The sequence below is a fragment of the Massilia sp. genome (assembly GCF_031995545.1).
GTDB lineage: Bacteria > Pseudomonadota > Gammaproteobacteria > Burkholderiales > Burkholderiaceae_D > Telluria.
Genome location: NZ_DAMAGA010000019.1, coordinates 13,908 through 30,184, shown reverse-complemented (window position 1 = coordinate 30,184; position 16,277 = coordinate 13,908). Strand labels below are relative to the sequence as shown.

Annotated in this window: 20 protein-coding genes; 6 read left to right on the top strand and 14 right to left on the bottom strand. The window is 61.4% G+C overall.

What is annotated here, in order from left to right; translation table 11 throughout:
• Window positions 1-79 precede the first annotated feature (79 nt).
• The 13 genes from RTQ83_RS14410 to RTQ83_RS14350 form a co-directional block, all read right to left on the bottom strand.
• On the bottom strand, window positions 80-736 hold the full coding sequence (locus tag RTQ83_RS14410) for an N-methyl-D-aspartate receptor NMDAR2C subunit (RefSeq protein ID WP_409456116.1): 657 nt from the start codon (window positions 734-736) through the stop codon (window positions 80-82).
• Between the two features lie 140 nt (window positions 737-876).
• Window positions 877-1,311 carry an STY0301 family protein gene (locus RTQ83_RS14405; protein WP_312515872.1) on the bottom strand — a complete coding sequence of 145 codons (435 nt, stop codon included), beginning with the start codon at window positions 1,309-1,311 and terminating at the stop codon, window positions 877-879.
• A 2-nt stretch (window positions 1,312-1,313) separates the two neighbouring features.
• Complete coding sequence (locus RTQ83_RS14400) at window positions 1,314-1,694, bottom strand: BPSL0067 family protein (RefSeq protein WP_312515869.1); 381 nt, start codon at window positions 1,692-1,694, stop codon at window positions 1,314-1,316.
• Between the two features lie 17 nt (window positions 1,695-1,711).
• On the bottom strand, window positions 1,712-2,203 hold the full coding sequence (locus RTQ83_RS14395) for a type VI secretion system tube protein Hcp (RefSeq protein WP_312515866.1): 492 nt from the start codon (window positions 2,201-2,203) through the stop codon (window positions 1,712-1,714).
• A gap of 279 nt (window positions 2,204-2,482) precedes the next feature.
• Window positions 2,483-3,946: a ribonuclease G gene (gene rng, locus RTQ83_RS14390; protein WP_312515863.1), complete on the bottom strand. Its 1,464-nt coding sequence runs from the start codon at window positions 3,944-3,946 to the stop codon at window positions 2,483-2,485.
• Between the two features lie 155 nt (window positions 3,947-4,101).
• Window positions 4,102-4,719 (bottom strand): Maf family protein, encoded by a 618-nt coding sequence (locus tag RTQ83_RS14385; RefSeq protein ID WP_312515860.1) that lies wholly within the window; start codon window positions 4,717-4,719, stop codon window positions 4,102-4,104.
• Window positions 4,720-4,750: 31 nt separating this feature from the next.
• Window positions 4,751-5,221 (bottom strand): 23S rRNA (pseudouridine(1915)-N(3))-methyltransferase RlmH, encoded by a 471-nt coding sequence (gene rlmH, locus RTQ83_RS14380; RefSeq protein WP_071361491.1) that lies wholly within the window; start codon window positions 5,219-5,221, stop codon window positions 4,751-4,753.
• An 18-nt stretch (window positions 5,222-5,239) separates the two neighbouring features.
• A complete protein-coding gene (rsfS, locus tag RTQ83_RS14375) occupies window positions 5,240-5,953 on the bottom strand; it encodes a ribosome silencing factor (protein ID WP_312515857.1) in 714 nt (237 codons plus the stop codon).
• Window positions 5,953-6,669 carry a nicotinate-nucleotide adenylyltransferase gene (locus tag RTQ83_RS14370; protein WP_312515854.1) on the bottom strand — a complete coding sequence of 239 codons (717 nt, stop codon included), beginning with the start codon at window positions 6,667-6,669 and terminating at the stop codon, window positions 5,953-5,955. The genes rsfS and RTQ83_RS14370 overlap by 1 nt, the downstream gene beginning before the upstream one ends.
• Window positions 6,666-7,577, bottom strand: a complete 912-nt coding sequence (hemF, locus tag RTQ83_RS14365) for an oxygen-dependent coproporphyrinogen oxidase (protein WP_312515851.1) — start codon at window positions 7,575-7,577, stop codon at window positions 6,666-6,668. The genes RTQ83_RS14370 and hemF overlap by 4 nt, the downstream gene beginning before the upstream one ends.
• Before the next feature lie 318 nt (window positions 7,578-7,895).
• Window positions 7,896-9,161: a phosphoribosylamine--glycine ligase gene (gene purD / locus RTQ83_RS14360; protein WP_312515848.1), complete on the bottom strand. Its 1,266-nt coding sequence runs from the start codon at window positions 9,159-9,161 to the stop codon at window positions 7,896-7,898.
• A 13-nt stretch (window positions 9,162-9,174) separates the two neighbouring features.
• On the bottom strand, window positions 9,175-9,900 hold the full coding sequence (locus RTQ83_RS14355; RefSeq protein WP_312515845.1) for a YebC/PmpR family DNA-binding transcriptional regulator: 726 nt from the start codon (window positions 9,898-9,900) through the stop codon (window positions 9,175-9,177).
• 78 nt (window positions 9,901-9,978) lie between these two features.
• Window positions 9,979-10,752 (bottom strand): DUF2182 domain-containing protein, encoded by a 774-nt coding sequence (locus RTQ83_RS14350; protein ID WP_312515842.1) that lies wholly within the window; start codon window positions 10,750-10,752, stop codon window positions 9,979-9,981.
• A gap of 413 nt (window positions 10,753-11,165) precedes the next feature.
• On the opposite strand from RTQ83_RS14350, the gene RTQ83_RS14345 reads away from it, so the two are divergent.
• From RTQ83_RS14345 to RTQ83_RS14320, 6 genes are all read left to right on the top strand, one after another.
• The gene (locus RTQ83_RS14345) at window positions 11,166-11,582 is read left to right on the top strand and encodes a methylglyoxal synthase (RefSeq protein WP_312515839.1); all 417 of its coding nucleotides are present in this window, start codon (window positions 11,166-11,168) and stop codon (window positions 11,580-11,582) included.
• A 46-nt stretch (window positions 11,583-11,628) separates the two neighbouring features.
• Window positions 11,629-12,606: a quinone oxidoreductase gene (locus RTQ83_RS14340; RefSeq protein ID WP_312515836.1), complete on the top strand. Its 978-nt coding sequence runs from the start codon at window positions 11,629-11,631 to the stop codon at window positions 12,604-12,606.
• The gene (locus RTQ83_RS14335; RefSeq protein WP_312515833.1) at window positions 12,603-12,749 is read left to right on the top strand and encodes a hypothetical protein; all 147 of its coding nucleotides are present in this window, start codon (window positions 12,603-12,605) and stop codon (window positions 12,747-12,749) included. The genes RTQ83_RS14340 and RTQ83_RS14335 overlap by 4 nt, the downstream gene beginning before the upstream one ends.
• A gap of 650 nt (window positions 12,750-13,399) precedes the next feature.
• Window positions 13,400-13,615: a DUF4236 domain-containing protein gene (locus RTQ83_RS14330; RefSeq protein ID WP_312515831.1), complete on the top strand. Its 216-nt coding sequence runs from the start codon at window positions 13,400-13,402 to the stop codon at window positions 13,613-13,615.
• An 89-nt stretch (window positions 13,616-13,704) separates the two neighbouring features.
• Window positions 13,705-14,589 carry a hypothetical protein gene (locus tag RTQ83_RS14325; RefSeq protein WP_312515828.1) on the top strand — a complete coding sequence of 295 codons (885 nt, stop codon included), beginning with the start codon at window positions 13,705-13,707 and terminating at the stop codon, window positions 14,587-14,589.
• Window positions 14,590-14,670: 81 nt separating this feature from the next.
• Entirely contained in the window at window positions 14,671-15,021 is a 351-nt protein-coding gene (locus RTQ83_RS14320; RefSeq protein WP_312515825.1) for a hypothetical protein, read from the top strand.
• Between the two features lie 210 nt (window positions 15,022-15,231).
• Here the strand turns inward: RTQ83_RS14320 and RTQ83_RS14315 are convergent, their stop codons facing one another.
• Window positions 15,232-16,110 carry a CFI-box-CTERM domain-containing protein gene (locus RTQ83_RS14315; RefSeq protein ID WP_409456115.1) on the bottom strand — a complete coding sequence of 293 codons (879 nt, stop codon included), beginning with the start codon at window positions 16,108-16,110 and terminating at the stop codon, window positions 15,232-15,234.
• Window positions 16,111-16,277 lie beyond the last annotated feature (167 nt).

Here is a 16,277-nt window from a genome sequence, read left to right as displayed (position 1 = left end):
GAAATTATTTCTATGGATCGGATAGGGAATATTGATGAGCGGTGCGGCGGGCGGGCGTTGCGGTTGCCCGCTTTGCTGATTACCCTGCCGTGGCTCGTGTCAGATTGGCTCTGGCGCGCAGTTCGAGCCGGTCGTGCAGCAGCGGCGTGGCATAGATGCGCGGGCGCTCCAGGAAGCCGCGCAGCACGGCGCGCCGCTTGTCGGCGTACAGCTGCGGCGGCACCCAGGCGTATTCGGCGCGGATCTGGCGTTCGTATTCGGCGAAGCGGGGGACGGGGGCGCCGAGGATGGCCAGGTCGATGTCGATGAGCAGGGGCGCGTCCGGGGTGTGCAGGGTGTGCGGGGCGGCGGCGTGGCAGGTGGCCATGATCAGGTCGTGGATGCGGCGCACGCTGTCCGGCGCCAGGCCGGCGTCGCTCAAGGCCTGGTCGGCCCAGTGCGCCGAGCGTTCTTCGTTGTCGTGGGCGCGCACGTCGTAGACGGCGTCGTGGAGCCAGAGCGCCAGTTCGACTTCGAGCGGGTGCGCTGCCCGGTCGCGCACTTCATCGAACAGGGACAGGCATTCGGACAGGTGCTGCGGGGTATGGTAGTGGCGCTGCGGTTCGCGCCAGGCGTCGAGAAGTTGCGTCAACAGACTGGAGTGCTGCGTCGGCATCAAATGCCGCGATAGAGTCTGCCAGCGGTGCGTTAGCGCTTCCACTGTCGCTGCGGATACTGTTGATCGCGTTGTACTCATCATCAACTCACATAAAATCGGATCTGGATCGGAAATTAGAACTGTCGCGTGACTATCATCGCTCATCATGTGCCGCCCTTGAAGTCAAAAATAAAAAGCCCCAGAAACTGGGGCTTTGCTGTGTAGAGAATCTTCTTAATTTACTGGCACAGAATTTCTACCAGCGATTCTCCTGCATGGGAGCCCTTCTTGCCAGTAACGGTGCATTCCTTGATATCATCAGGAAGTCGCTTTGCCAGCGACACTTCACCGAGCGAGCCGTAATCACACCTCAACCATTTCCCTTCAGGATATTGACCAGTCAGCGCATATTTCCTCTTCCAGCCCGCTTTCGTCTTCGTGTAGTCGTCCTCTCGCAGAATCCCCAAGCGCTCTGGAGGGCCGTCTGCTGGCGCTGCGCTACTCAGATATAACGGCGAGGAGATAAATGATTTCCAATCCTGATTCGGTGAAGTTAGCTGCAAAGAAGTTTCGGGAATGGATTTTGGGCATTCATATAAAGTCTGCCCCGCAAGTACATCCATCGACACGACGAATGCGCAGGATATGGCGACGGCCATCGAAAAGTTCTTCATGTTCACTCAATCACGAAAAAAGCATCTGCATTGTTAGACGGGCTAATAAATCTTCCGTGTGCGTCTTTGCCCAACCGACGGAGGAGGCGTTTGCCGATTTTCGGCTTTGAGCGCCACTGGTCCATGACGTAAATGCCATCCGATACCTGCCCCATGTAGAAGGCTGCATGATTACCATGAGAGTGGTTTGGGTACCTGCCATCGACGAAAGTAGCAATTGCAGTCCCTCGCGCAAGGTTGTTGTTACCGACAACCTGTTCTCCTTGCCTCCAGTTGCCAGTCCATCCCACTGCGGTGTGATTTTTGACGAGGGTGACACACTCGCCATTACCTTCTTTTGGCAGACCTTCCAGGCTGCCCACGCCCGTATATACCTCTGACATGATGGGTTCTCCCGGGCTTAGCAGATACGATTGACAGCAAGATCCCATCCGCCAGCAGTGAGTCCTGCGGTTCCGCCACCGACTTTCTGCTTGATGTACCGCCATTTCACCTTCGAGTATTTGAGACTCACATGCTCGGACATGAAGGTGCCTTCCTGCAGTTCCGGTGCAACCTCGCTAACCAGGACGTTTGTGAGTTCAAGCTCGAAATACTTCACTCGCGATCCTAATCCGTCTGCACGAAAAAACTCGAGCCGTCCGGAAGGGATGGTTTTCCCCATCGCGCAGTGTTGAAGAAGAATCGGCGTCGCGAGATCGGTGAGCTTTCGAAGAGCAAAGCTGGAGTGTTCACAACGTTCGGCGGTGTGGCCGCCGCTGGTAGAGCTAGTAGCCGATCTCGGCTGACTAATCATCCAGTCAGCCATCGTGCATTCAATCCAGCCTGCATGTTGGCTGTCGGCAGATTCGCCTTTGATACCGTCTAACTGAAGATAAACATCGATTGCCATGGAAATCCCTCTCGAAATTTCTCATGTTGAGCCGAGGCGTTAGTGCCGGAGGCGGGATGGCGCAAAGGTTGAGTTGCTTCTGACATGAAGCAAAATCAAACGCAGAAGAGTTCTGGTCAGTATCAATGACCTACAACATATGTTAGCGCCTATGACGATTCGCGCCAGGAGCCGCTTGGAACGATTCCGCTGTGTTTAAGAAAAGGACGAATGGGGAGCCGTGCCAGGAGCGCATCTTGAGTTCGATTTTCACTGGCGGCACTGTGGACAAACGCAGCCTTACATCAAGATCACGTCGTACTGTTCCTGCGGATAGCCTTTTTCCACCTGCAGCGAAATGCGCTTGCCGATGAAGTCGCCCAGCATGGCCAGGTGCTGCGACTCTTCTTCCAGGAACAGGTCGATCACCTCTTGCGAGGCGACGATGCGGAATTCGCGCGGGTTGAACTGCTTGGCTTCGCGCAGCAGCTCGCGCAGGATCTCGTAGCAGATGGTGCGGCTGGTCTTGACCTGCCCCTTGCCGGCGCAGGCCGGGCACGGTTCACAGAGGATGTGGGCCAGCGATTCACGGGTGCGCTTGCGGGTCATCTCGACCAGGCCCAGCGCCGAGAAGCCGCTCACCGAGACCTTGGTGCGGTCGCGCGCCAGGGTCTTTTTGAGTTCGGCGAGCACCTGGTTGCGGTGCTCGTTGTTCTCCATATCGATGAAGTCGAGGATGATGATGCCGCCCAGGTTGCGCAGGCGCAGCTGGCGCGCGATGGCATGTGCCGCTTCCAGATTGGTCTTGAAAATGGTGTCGGCAAAATTGCGTCCGCCTACGTAGCCGCCGGTATTGACGTCGATGGTGGTCATCGCCTCGGTCTGGTCGACGATCAGGTAGCCGCCGGATTTGAGGTCGACGCGCCGCCCCAGCGCGCGCAGGATTTCTTCTTCCACGCCGTACAGGTCGAACAGCGGCCGTTCGCCGGTGTAGTGCGCCATGCGCGACAGAACGCTCGGGGTGTAGACCTGGGCGAACTCGACCAGTTTCAGGAAGTTCTCGCGCGAATCGACCTGGATGCTGGCCGTCTCGTCATGCACGAAGTCGCGCAGCACGCGCTGGGCCAGGCTCAGGTCCTGGTACAGCAGGGTGGTCGGGGGCAGGGTGCGCGCGCCTTGCACGATCGCGCCCCAGGTCTTGCGCAGGTAGTCGACATCGGCGGCCAGATCGTCGGTCGAGGCTTCCTCGGCCTGGGTGCGCACGATGTAGCCGCCTTTTTCGTCGGCCGGGAGCAGGTTCTGCAGCTTGGTGCGCAGTTGCTCGCGGTCGGCTTCCTTCTCGATCTTTTGCGAGATGCCGATGTGGTGGTCTTGCGGCAGGTACACCAGCATGCGGCCGGCGATCGAGATCTGGGTCGACAGGCGCGCGCCCTTGGTGCCGATCGGGTCCTTGATCACCTGCACGGTGAGCACCTGGCCGTCGAACAGCAGCTTTTCGATCGGGGTCGGCGGGGCGTTACTGCCGTCGTGGGGGCGGGCTTCCCAGATGTCGGCCACGTGCAGGAAGGCGGCGCGTTCCAGGCCGATGTCGATGAAGGCCGACTGCATGCCGGGCAGCACCCGCACCACCTTGCCCAGATAAACGTTCCCCGCCAACCCGCGCGTGAGCGTGCGCTCGATGTGCAGCTCTTGCACCGCGCCCTGCAGGACCAGCGCCACGCGCGTTTCCTGCGGAGTGATGTTGATGAGGATGTCTTCGTTCATGGGCCCGGACGCGCGTATTGTTCAGGGTGACATGATACACGCTGGGGTGGGGCGTGAGAGAGGACGGGGGAGAGTATTTGAAGACGCAATCGGCGTCATTACGCGTTGGCGCCGACGCGTTCAACGCACGCCGGAATACCCCGCGAACGCAACGCTCAGATCGACAACCCCGCCTTACGCAGCAGATTCGCCGTCTCGAACAGCGGCAGCCCCATGATCCCCGAATGGCTGCCCTCGATATGCTCGATGAACAGCGCCGCCGGCCCCTGGATGCCGTAGCCGCCGGCCTTGTCATACGGTTCGCTGGTGGCGCAATAGGCGCGGATCTGCGCCGCGGTCAGCTCGGCGAAGCGCACATTGGACACCTGCGTGATCTGTTCCGAGCAGCGCTCGGCGTGTACCGCCACCGAGGTCAGGACCTGGTGGGTGCGGCCCGACAGGCGCTCGAGCATGGCGACCGCTTCTCGGTTATCGATGGGCTTACCCAGGATTTCGCCGTCGATGGTGACGGTAGTGTCCGCAGTGAGCACCGGACGCAGCGGCTGGCGCCGCTGCAGCAGCAGGTTGAAGGCGAATGCGCCTTTTTCCTTGGCCACCCGCGCCACGTAGTCGTGCACGTCCTCGCCCGGCCACACGTCTTCGCTGACATCGACCGCACGGCCCGGGTCGCTGCGCAGTAGCATCAGTTCGAAATCGACACCGATCTGACGCAGCAGTTCGCGCCGGCGCGGGCTTTTGGAAGCGAGGTAGATTCTGTTGTGCTTGTGTTTCATCGACGTTGGGACGGTGATTCAGGCCCGGCGATCAGACGCGGTGGTACGGATGGTTCTGCGTGATCGACCAGGCTCGGTACAATTGTTCCGCAAGCATGACACGGACAATGCCATGTGGCAATGTCATGCTCGAAATTCTGATCAAACCTTCCGCCCGCGCCTTGAGTTCGGGGTCGAGTCCGTCGGCGCCGCCGATCAGGAAAGCGGTGTCGCGGCCGTCGCGCTGCCAGGTTTCCAGCTGCTGCGACAGGCCGACACTGGTCAGGTCCTTGCCGCGCTCGTCGAGGGCGATGATGCGCACGCCCTTCGGCAGCGCCGCCTCGATGCGCTCGCGTTCGAGCGCCATCGCGGTGGCCGCGGTCTTGCTGCCCGAGCGTTCGACCGGCTTGATTTCCTTGAGCACGATGCGCAGCTCGGGCGGCATGCGCTTGGTGTACTCGGTAAAGCCGGATTCGATCCAGGCCGGCATCTTATGACCGACCGCGGCAATGATCAGCTGCATGAAGAAGCTTCCGAACGATTACTCTTCGGTCTTCTTGATGCGGCGGATCACCTTTTTCACCGGCGCAGCTGCTTCCGCGCTTGGTGCTGCGGCTGCCTTCGGCGTACGCTTCGGCGGTTTCGCCTTCAGCGCTTCGACGGCGGCGGTTTCGCTCTTGCTCGGCGCGACCTTCACGGTCTTGCCGGTCGGGACGGCGGCCTTTTTGGCGGCCGGCTTCTTCGCTGCGGCCGTGCCGGCGGCAGCGGTCTTCGAGGCGGCGGTGGCGCGCTTGGCGGCCGGCTTGCGTTCATTGACCGGTTTCGCTTCGACCTGATCCTGGTTGGCGGCCAGGTGCTTCGACTTGGTCTTCGGTGCATCGGCTTCGATGCCCTCGACGGTCGACTTGCGCTTGGCGGCGCCCAGCTTGACCGGCTTCTCGCCCCAGATCTCTTCCAGGCGGTAGTACTGGCGGATCGCCGGCTGCATGATGTGCACGATCATGTCGCCCAGGTCGACCAGCACCCATTCGCCGGTGTCTTCGCCTTCCAGGCCGATGACGTCGCCACCCGCGGCCTTGACCTTGTCGCGTACCGAGGCGGCCAGCGCCTTGGTCTGGCGGTTCGACGTACCCGAGACCACGGCGATGCGGTCGAACAGGCTGGTCAGGTGGGTCGTGTCGAACAGGACGATGTCCTGGCCCTTGACGTCTTCCAGGGCGTCGACCACGAGCGTTTGCAGTTTCTTGATATCCATTAGTTCTTATACAGGTTATGTTGTTGAATGTAGTCTAGCACTTGCGTCGTTACGAGCGCGTTCAGGTCTGCCCCGAAGTTTGCCTTCGTAACGGACTGCAAGGCCGCGCGGATCCGGGAGGCCGAGATATCGACCGCCAGCGTCTGCGCGAGACAGACTTTGCCGTGCGCGCTGTCGCGCACGGCGTCGGGCGTTGCAAGCCGCGCCGACAATTCTTGCGCCACCATAGGTGGCAATTTCTCTTGGGCCAGGTCGTAGCCGGGGCGCGTTGCCACGCCCAGGTTGGCCAGGCCAAACAGGTCGCGCCAGTCGCGCCAGGTGTCGAGCCGCTGCAGCTGGTCGGCGCCCATCACGAACACGATCGAGGCTTCTTCGCCCAGTTCGGCGCGCAGCGCGCGCAGGGTGTCGACGCTGTAGGTCGGAGCGCCGCCGGCGCTGCGTGCGATTTCCTGGCGGTCGACCGTGACCGGCGGCGCAATCGGCGGCGTCGCGTGGGCGAAGGCCAGTTCCAGCATCGCGACGCGGTCGTCGTCGCTCGCCTGCAGCGACTGCTTTTGCCATGGGCGGCCGGCCGGCAGGATGCGCAGCTGGTCCGGTTGCAGCAGCTCGGCGAACAGCCGCGCCAGCGCGACGTGGCCGTGGTGCACCGGGTCGAAGCTCCCTCCCAGCACGGCGATGCAGGGGCGGCGCCCCTGCGTACCGGCACCTGCGTTCACGGCGCCAGCCAATCCCGGTGCACCAGGAAGTCGGAGTACAGCGCGCTTTCCGCGCTGCCGGGTTCCGGCTGCCAGTCGTAGCGCCATTTGACGATCGGCGGCATCGACATCAGGATCGCTTCGGTACGTCCGCCCGACTGCAGGCCGAACAGGGTGCCGCGGTCCCACACCAGGTTGAATTCGACGTAGCGGCCGCGGCGATAGGCCTGGAAGTCGCGCTCGCGCTCGCCGTATGGCTGGTCCTTGCGCGCATTGACGATCGGCAGGTAGGCGTCGAGGAAGCCGTTGCCGACGCTTTGCACCAGCGCGAACGACTCGTCGAAACCGAGTTCGTTGAAGTCGTCGAAGAAGATGCCGCCCACGCCGCGCGGCTCCTTGCGGTGCTTCAGGTAGAAGTACTCGTCGCACCAGGTCTTGAAGCGCGCGGGCAGCGTCTCGCCGTAAGGGGCCAGGGCGTCGTGGCAGACCTGGTGGAAGTGGCGTACGTCCTGTTGGTTGCCGTAGTACGGGGTCAGGTCCATGCCGCCGCCGAACCACCAGACCGGGTCCTTGCCTGGTGCGGTGGCTTCGAAGAAGCGCACGTTCATGTGCACCGTCGGGGCGTACGGGTTACGCGGGTGCAGCACCAGCGACACGCCCATCGCTTCCCAGGCACGGCCGGCCAGCTCGGGGCGCACGGCGCTGGCCGACGGCGGCAGGGCGGCGCCGGTGACGTGCGAGAAGTTGACGCCGCCACGCTCGAACACATTGCCTTCTTCGATCAGGCGCGAAATGCCGCCGCCGCCCTCGGGGCGCTGCCAGCTGTCGCGCAGGAACGGCTTGCCGTCGACCTGCTCGAGGGCGGCGACGATGCGCGCTTGCAGGTCAAGCAGCCAGGCTTTGACGATGGCGGGATCGGGGGAGGACATGCGGTTCGGGTGTGGAAGTGAAAAAGTGCGCAGATTGTACACCTGCGGGTGGGGTTGATTACATTTGGGGGCGGTGAATGGATGCTTGGGGGCTGATCAACGGACTTGGGGGGAACGATGCCAATGGCATTGTTCCCGCCTGCGCGGGAAGTCATTGCCGCCAGTGGCGGGAATGACGGTCTTTAGGACGGGGGGCTGTCGATCGCGCGGTATCTCGCCGGACACCTGCAAGCTTTTAGCACCACCTGCGTTGAAACGTCATTCCCGCGCAGGCGGGAACCCAAGTTCAGCCAGCGTTCGCTCAGCCGCGCAGACGAATTACTTCACGCCGCGCCAGCCGATATCGCGCCGGTACTGCGCACCATTAAAGTGGATGCGCTCGACCGTCTCGTACGCCTGCTTCTGCGCCATCTTGACGCTGTCGCCCAGGCCGACCACGCACAGCACGCGGCCGCCGCTGGTCTGCAGCGTGCCGCCGACGATGCGGGTGCCGGCGTGGAAGGTGATGCATTCAGGCGTCTCGGCAGGGATGCCGTCGATGACGTCGCCCTTGCGCGGGTCTTCCGGATAGCCGGCCGCGGCCAGCACCACGCCCACCGCGGTGCGGCGGTCCCACTCCAGCTCGACCGTATCGAGCGTGCCGTTGCAGGCGTGCTCGAGCACCGTGGCGAAGTCGCTCTTCAGGCGCGTCATGATCGGCTGGGTTTCCGGGTCGCCCATGCGGCAGTTGAATTCCAGCGTGCGCGGGTTGCCTTCGCCGTCGATCATCAGGCCGGCGTACAGGAAGCCCGTGAACGGGATGCCGTCGCGCGCCATGCCCTGGATGGTCGGGTTGATGATCTCGCGCATCACGCGCGCATGCATCGACGGCGTCACGATCGGCGCCGGCGAATAGGCGCCCATGCCGCCGGTGTTCGGGCCCTGGTCGTTGTCCTTCAGGCGCTTGTGGTCCTGGCTGGTGGCCAGGGCCAGCACGTTGCGGCCGTCGCACATGACGATGAAGCTGGCTTCTTCGCCGGCCAGGAATTCCTCGATCACGATGCGCGCGCCGGCGTCGCCGAAGGCGTTATCGGACAGCATGTGGTCGACCGCAGCGTGCGCTTCTTCCAGCGACATCGCCACCACCACGCCCTTGCCGGCGGCCAGGCCGTCGGCCTTGATCACGATCGGAGCGCCGTTGGCGTCGATGTAGGCGTGGGCTTCAGCCGCGTCGGAGAAGGTCTGGTATTTGGCGGTCGGGATGCCGTGGCGCTGCATGAAGGCCTTGGCGAAGTCCTTCGAGCTTTCCAGCTGGGCCGCTTCGCGGGTCGGGCCGAAGATCTTCAGGCCGCGCGAACGGAACAGGTTGACGATGCCGGCCGCCAGCGGCGCTTCCGGGCCGACCAGGGTCAGCGCCACGCCTTCGGACACCACGAAGTCGGCCAGCGCTTCCGGGTCGCTCAGCTGCACCGTCACCAGGCGCGCATCGCGCTCGGTGCCGCCATTGCCGGGCGCGACGAAGACCGTCTGCACACGTTCCGATTGGGCCAGTTTCCACGCCAGCGCGTGTTCGCGGCCGCCCGAGCCGACTACGAGGATTTTCATATGCTACCTACTCTTATTCTTCGATCACGGCGTTGGTGTACACCTCCTGGACGTCGTCCAGGTTTTCCAGCGCGTCCAGGATCTTCTGCATCTTGATCGCATCTTCGCCGGTGAACACGGTCTCGGTCGCGGGCTTCATGATGACTTCGGCCACCTCGGCCTTGAAGCCGGCCGCTTCCAGCGCTTCCTTCACGCCGGCGAAGGCGTGCGGATCGCACAGCACTTCGAAACCGCCTTCTTCATCCTGAACCACGTCGTCGGCGCCGGCTTCCAGTGCCGCTTCCATCAGCTTGTCTTCTTCGACGCCCGGCGCGAACAGGAACTGGCCGGTGTGCTGGAACATGAATGCCACCGAACCTTCGGTACCCATATTGCCGCCGTATTTGTTGAAGGCATGGCGCACTTCGGCCACGGTACGCACGCGGTTGTCGGTCAGGCAATCGACGATGATCGCCGCGCCGCCGATGCCGTAGCCTTCGTAGCGCACTTCTTCATAGTTCACGCCTTCGAGTTCGCCCGAACCGCGCTGGATCGCACGGGTGACGTTATCCTTCGGCATGTTGGCGTCGGCCGCCTTGTCGACCGCCAGGCGCAGGCGCGGGTTGGAAGCGATGTCGCTGCCGCCCATGCGCGCCGCCACGGTGATCTCCTTGATCAGGCGCGTCCAGATCTTGCCGCGCTTGGCGTCAGTTGCCGCTTTTTTGTGCTTGATATTGGCCCATTTGCTGTGTCCAGCCATGTCGAAAATCCTTAGACGGTATGCAAGAGTGGCCGACATTCTAGCATAGCGCCCCCTTCCAAAATCGCCGCCAACGCGTCATGGAAACAACAATCGGGTGCCCAGCGCGAGCAGCGCCAGGCCGCCCGCGCAGGCGATCCAGTGCCCGCTTTCCAGGCGGATTTCGGCCAGTACCAACAGGCCAATGGCGGCGATCGCGGCCGGGTTGTCCGGCCCCGCCGCCAGCAGCACCAGCATCAGCAGCCAGCAGCAGCCCAGGCTCTGGTGGGCGTGCGCCAGGCCGCGCCCGAAGGCGCCGGCCAGGCCGTCGCGCCAGCCGGCCAGGATGCCGGGCAGCGGCGCGCGGCAGTGCTCCAGGCAGGCGTGCTTGGCGGGCGTCCACTGGTAGATGCCGGCCGCCGCCAGCGCCAGGCCGAGCACGGCGGGATGGCGCGCCGTGCCGGCGGCGGCCGCCGCATCGAGCGTCCATTGGACGACCATCGCCAGCAGCGCGAAGCCGGTCCAGGCCAGCAGGTAGGCCAGCACGAACAACAAGGTGCACAGGCGCGCACGGCGCCGCGCCGATTGCGCGCGCCGGCCCGCCAGCCGCGCGAACAGCACCGCGGCGCGGCTGGCCAGCGGCAGCATCAGGGCCGTGCACAGACCGGCCCACATCAGGAACACCAGCGCCAGCCGGGCGGCGCGGTAGGGCAGGGATGGCGCTGCGGCACCGGCGTCTAGCACGGCATCGCCGCCCGGCGTCACCAAGGCCAGCGCGGCCCAGAACACGCTGGCCAGCAGCGACAGCAGCAGCAGGGCCAGGGCGACCGGGCGGTCGCTGCCTGCGCGCGCATCGGGTTCGCCGACGTTCATTGCGGCGCTCCCGGGGCATGCTCGGCGAAGGTGGTGCGGGTCATGACGACTTCTCCTGTCGGGTTGGAATGGGCTGTTCGACCGCGCCATCGCTCCACCCGTTCGGCGGACGCGGCCACAGGAAAAACGGGGCGTGGATGACGCCGCCAGCGACCGATGCCGGGTTCGCCGGCTGCATGAGCCGTCTGCCCGCGCCGCTGCAACTCCCGCGCCACGCCGCCATGCGTGCTGGTCGGTGCAATCGTGGTCCGGAGCGCGTGCCGGACGCCGCGTGTCGGCATCGCCGCCACAGCCGTGCGCCGCGATTGATACTCTTCAGTACCTGTAAACGGAGCCAGTGTTTATTCTTGAGCGGTGACCGGATGCGGTATGCTTGGCGCTCCCCCGTCATTACGGAATTCGCCGCCATCGACATGACCACGACCTCAGCCGCTTCGACCGCCGCCACCCCGTTTCCACGCATCGCCCTGATTGCCCACGACAAGAAGAAGGACGACATGATCTCGCTCGCCGCCGAGTATCTCGACTTCCTGAAAGGCTGCACGCTGTCGGCCACCGGCACCACCGGCGGGCGCCTGATCAACGAGCTGGGCCTGAACGTCGAGCGCAAGCATTCCGGCCCGGTCGGCGGCGACCTGCAGATCGGCGCCCAGCTGGTCGATGGCCTGATCGATTGCGTGATCTTCCTGCGCGACCCGATGACGCCGCAGCCGCACGAACCCGACATCAACGCCCTGGTGCGCGCCTGCGACGTGCACAACGTGCCGTGCGCCACCAACGTCTCGACCGCGCGCCTGGTGCTGTCGCAGCTGCAAAGCACGCGCCGCTGATCCGAACTTCCGCTGATCCTATTCTTTAGCCGACAAGGAGAAGTCCATGCACGCCAAAGCGATCCGCTTCGCCGCCACCGGCGGCCCCGAAGTCCTGGAATACGTCGACGTCGAAGTGGGCGCGCCCGGCCCCGGCGAGGCGCTGGTGCGCCAGCACGCGATCGGCCTGAACTTCATCGACGTCTATTACCGCACCGGCCTGTATCCGCAGCCGCTGCCGTCCGGCCTGGGCCGCGAAGGCGCGGGCGTGGTGGAGGCGGTGGGGGAGGGCGTGACCCACCTGCAGCCGGGTGACCGGGTCGCCTACGCGGGCGGACCGAACGGCGCCTATGCCGAGCTGCGCACGATGCCGGCCGACGTGCTGGTGCGCCTGCCGGATGCGGTCGGCTTCGACACCGCCGCCGCCATGATGCTGCAGGGCCTGACGGTGCAGTACCTGCTGCGCAGCACCTATCCGGTGAAAGCCGGTGAAACCATCCTTTTTCACGCCGCGGCCGGCGGCGTCGGCCTGATCGCCTGCCAGTGGGCGCGCGCCCTCGGCGTCGAGCTGATCGGCACCGTGGGCTCGAAAGAGAAGGGCGAGCTGGCGCTGGCGCACGGCGCCGCCCACGTGATCAATTACAAAGAGGAAGACATCGCCGCGCGCGTGCGCGCGATCACCGGCGGTGAAGGGGTGCCGGTGGTGTACGACTCGGTCGGCAAGGACACCTTCGCCGCCTCGCTCGCCTGCCTGCGCCGGCGTGGGCTGATGGTCAGCTTCGGCAATTCGTCCGGCCCGGTGCCGCCGGTGGCGCCGGGCGAGCTGTCCAAGCACGGCTCGCTGTACCTGACGCGGCCGACGCTGGGCGACTACATGGCCACCCGCGACGAGCTGGAGGCGATGGCGGCCGACCTGTTCGAGGTGGTCACCAGCTGCAAGGTGAAGGTTGAGGTGCGCCAGCGCTTTCCGCTGGCGCAGGCTGCAGAGGCGCATCGCGCGCTGGAAGGGCGGCGCACGGTCGGCTCGACGGTGCTGCTGCCGTGAGGGACACGCATGACGAACGGCCGTCGGCGCCTGTCCCGGGCGGCGACGGCGCGCCGAAGTTCGGACGGCTGCTGATCGTGCTGGCGTTCGCCTTGCTGCTGATCGTGGCGATTACGTTTGGGTCGGAAGCGTACTTCAGCTGAGCCCTTGAGCTGCATCCTCGCTAGCTGAATACTTGGACTGTCTGTTTTTGACCCAAAGCGGACGCTGCCATTATCAATACGTTGGCAACAGATGACATATCGTTCGTAGCCATTGCACCAGTATCGGCGGATAGTGCTAGCGTAAAGAAATGGGCTCAGCCTCGGATCTGTGGCGATCTTGCTCCTTGCGTCGACTCACCATTTCTTTTGTCACTTCGCGCTCATAACAAATCGGGGCATACCCTCCTCTCCGGCTCCATGCACTGCGCCCGCCGCATGAGCTTCCATTACGCGTTACGTTGTAGGGACATGGGCACCTACCTGGATAAGAAGCGATCGAATCTTCGACTATCCGTTGTTTTATTTCTTGATCCGAGACGGCTCGGCGATCCTTAGCCATGGCTGGGAGAGCAGCGAACGCACAGAACAGCAAAATCAAAGTGTGGCTTCGTAGCCTCTCCATCTATCAACCCTCTATATTCCCGGCTTAGCGCAATGAATGGGCGCATGCGTCTCAGGTATCAAAGAATACCGTTATGGAGACGGCAAAAATACGCACTTTGTCACTGTTTCATTTTTTGCATTTAGATGGCTTGCTAAATAAGCTATACCCTCATATGATCGTTGAATAATCGAGGATCGAGGTGATAATGGGTTTGCGATTTAGAAAGTCCTTCAAACTTGCGCCGGGTGTTCGGCTCAACGTCAGCGGTTCAGGAATGTCCTGGTCGCTCGGCCCTCGTGGCGCATCAGTTAGCATTGGTAAGCGCGGTACCTATTTCAACGCCAATATCCCTGGTACTGGACTGTCTTCGCGAACTCGCCTTGATGCCCCTACGGCTGCCCCCGTCGTACGGCTGAACTAGAAACGGTAAAGGTTTCGCTATCGCTTCAAGTTAGTGAGGACGGTGTCGTTCGCTATAGTGACCAGAATGGATCTCCGGTCTCAGAAGAATTGATTGCACAGGCGCGCCGGCAGCACCCAGATGCGATTCGTCAGCTTCTTGAGCGGCGTTGCAACGAGATCAATAATGACATCTCGGCCCTTGGCAATTTGCACTGGTACACACCGGCACCACTCCTGTCTCCTAAATTCGTTCCTGCGCCATTCGATTTGGCAGAGCCTCGGCCTCCAGAAGAAGTGAACTTAACGTTTGCTGAGCGGTTCTTGCCCGGTAAGCGGCGATGGGAAGAGGCTGAGAACTTGCGTCGGCAAAGCGAGTATCGCGCAGCGCTCGAACAGTACGAACAAGAAAAGGCGGCTCACGTCGAGAAAAACGTGCAGGCGCGCATGGCATACAGCGCGGCCATGGCAGGCAACCCAGATCCAATGGAAAGGCTGCTGGAACATCGTCTCCGTGAGATCGTCTGGCCTAGAGAAACGTTAATCAGTCTTTCGGTGAGCGAAGACGGCATGGCGCTTGAGCTTGACGTCGATCTCCCCGAAATCGAGCATATGCCTACAATGCGGGCGACTCTCGGGGCTCGAAGCTGGGATCTAACCATTAAAGAAGCTGGCGCTACAGCCACGCGCAAGCTCTATCAGCAGCACGTGCATTCACTAGGGTTTCGTATCCTTGGTGAGGCCTTCGCTGCGCTGCCGACAGTTCGTACGATAGTGCTGTCGGGTTATTCGCAGCGTCTCGACAGCGCCACTGGAAAAACGAAAGAGGACTACCTCTACTCAGTTCGCGTAGATCGTTATCAGTGGAATGAGATTAATTTTGCGATGCTCAACCAGATCGACCCTAGCGAAGCTCTTGCTGCTTTCGATCTGCAACGTAACATGACGGCGACAGGAATTTTCAAGCCGATAACACCTTTGGACATTGTTACGTAGATGACCGCGTCGACGCAGGGATAGATGTGACATAAAGCGCATGAGCTTCAACAATTCACCCTAAAAAACGGAAAGAACATAATGCAAAAAAATATCATCTTCTATCTTTTTTCATCAATGATGATTGTTTGCAGCACAGCCGTTGGCGCAGAAGTTCAGTTTCCTCGCTCCATGGCTGATAAAGGTAGATATTATTTGTTAAGCGCAAAAATCAAGGACGGTATTACAACAACGATGCATAAGCGCGTTGGTGTTAACGAGACTGGCTACTCAAAGACAGAGATTAACTGCAAGACTATGCAGTACCGTGACATGGGCTATAGCGAGAACGGCCCTGAAAAAATTGCTGGCACTCCTAGCAAATGGACTGACATTCTGTCAGGATCGAGCAAATCCGATTTGGTGAATTTTGTGTGTGCCCAAACACGATGAAAAATACCGATAACGAGTTTCGACAGAACGGTATTGACGCGCTCTTGAACTTTTCAAACTATAGAAGTGCAAGACCCTCTGGAATACGGATTGGTAGTGTGGTAGCTGCGTGATCATTGTCGATACCCGCTGCCGTCACCGAGGCCCTGAGACTCGCTGCTTCCCTGCCTACGCGACGTTTTAACCCTTCGATATTGGCTAACACGTGTGTCAACGTCGGATACTGCTCAGAATAACGCGGGCGACTGTAGCAGCTGGGGCCACTAGAATGGCGTAGGTTACAACCCTTGCGAGCTTTCGATGTCGGATGTAATCAGCGGCAGATGGGCCCTGCCGGTAATAAAACGAAATGAAATCACGACCCCAGCTCCGTTTGTTCAGCCAATGATCGCGGAATTGGCGAAGTATCTCCACCGTCGGGTGATCTTCACTTCCCATGGCCGCAGCGACCACAAAGCACGCCGACGCCGGCTGTTTAGCTACCGGATTCGGTATTAAAAAGTCTGGGTTAAGCTCAGCCAGGCGGTTCGCCGCCGACAGCATTTGATCACGCATCTGTTGCTCGAACTGAGGAACAAGAAAATTTGCTCTCGGAACTCGATCAAAGCCAACATATTGCATACCTTCAATTAGCTGCGAACATAAGGTAACAATATTATTAAGCGTAGTTTTATCGTCATGCCGCCAAGTCCGTACGGTTTCTAGAGCCTGAAGCAGTTGCGTCACACGGCCTATATGCGCGGCCCATTGTCCGTCAACGGCGGCGAACTCCTGAGCCTGACCTACAGACATGCCGTAAATTATAGCCACTAGCCGGTTTGTTTCAGCTACACACGCGTCGATTACGTTATCACGCTGCTGAACTGGTGTGTTGGCGATCGCGTGATTGAATGCCACAACACTTTCGTTGATTCGCAGATGGGCCAATGTTGATTGCAAGCCCGCAGCCCGCCCTTTGCCGATCCAAGCCTCGGCCAAATTAGGATCTATTTCAAGTACCCTGTTGTAATACGCTACCGCTTCATCAACGTTATTAGCCGATTCGGCCGTACGTGCCATGCCCAATAGGTTCTCGAGAGCCGGCCCCATGGATACTTGCGTTAAGCCCTGAATGGTAACGCTCTTGCCACAGTAAATGCAGTGCGCAGAGGTTAATTCTGCAGGTAGCTGCTGATCCTTTCCACATGAAGGACACGTTACGGTTCTAAAAGTCATTAGCTTATCCTTGGTTTATCCGTAGGTGCAGCGGTGTGCAG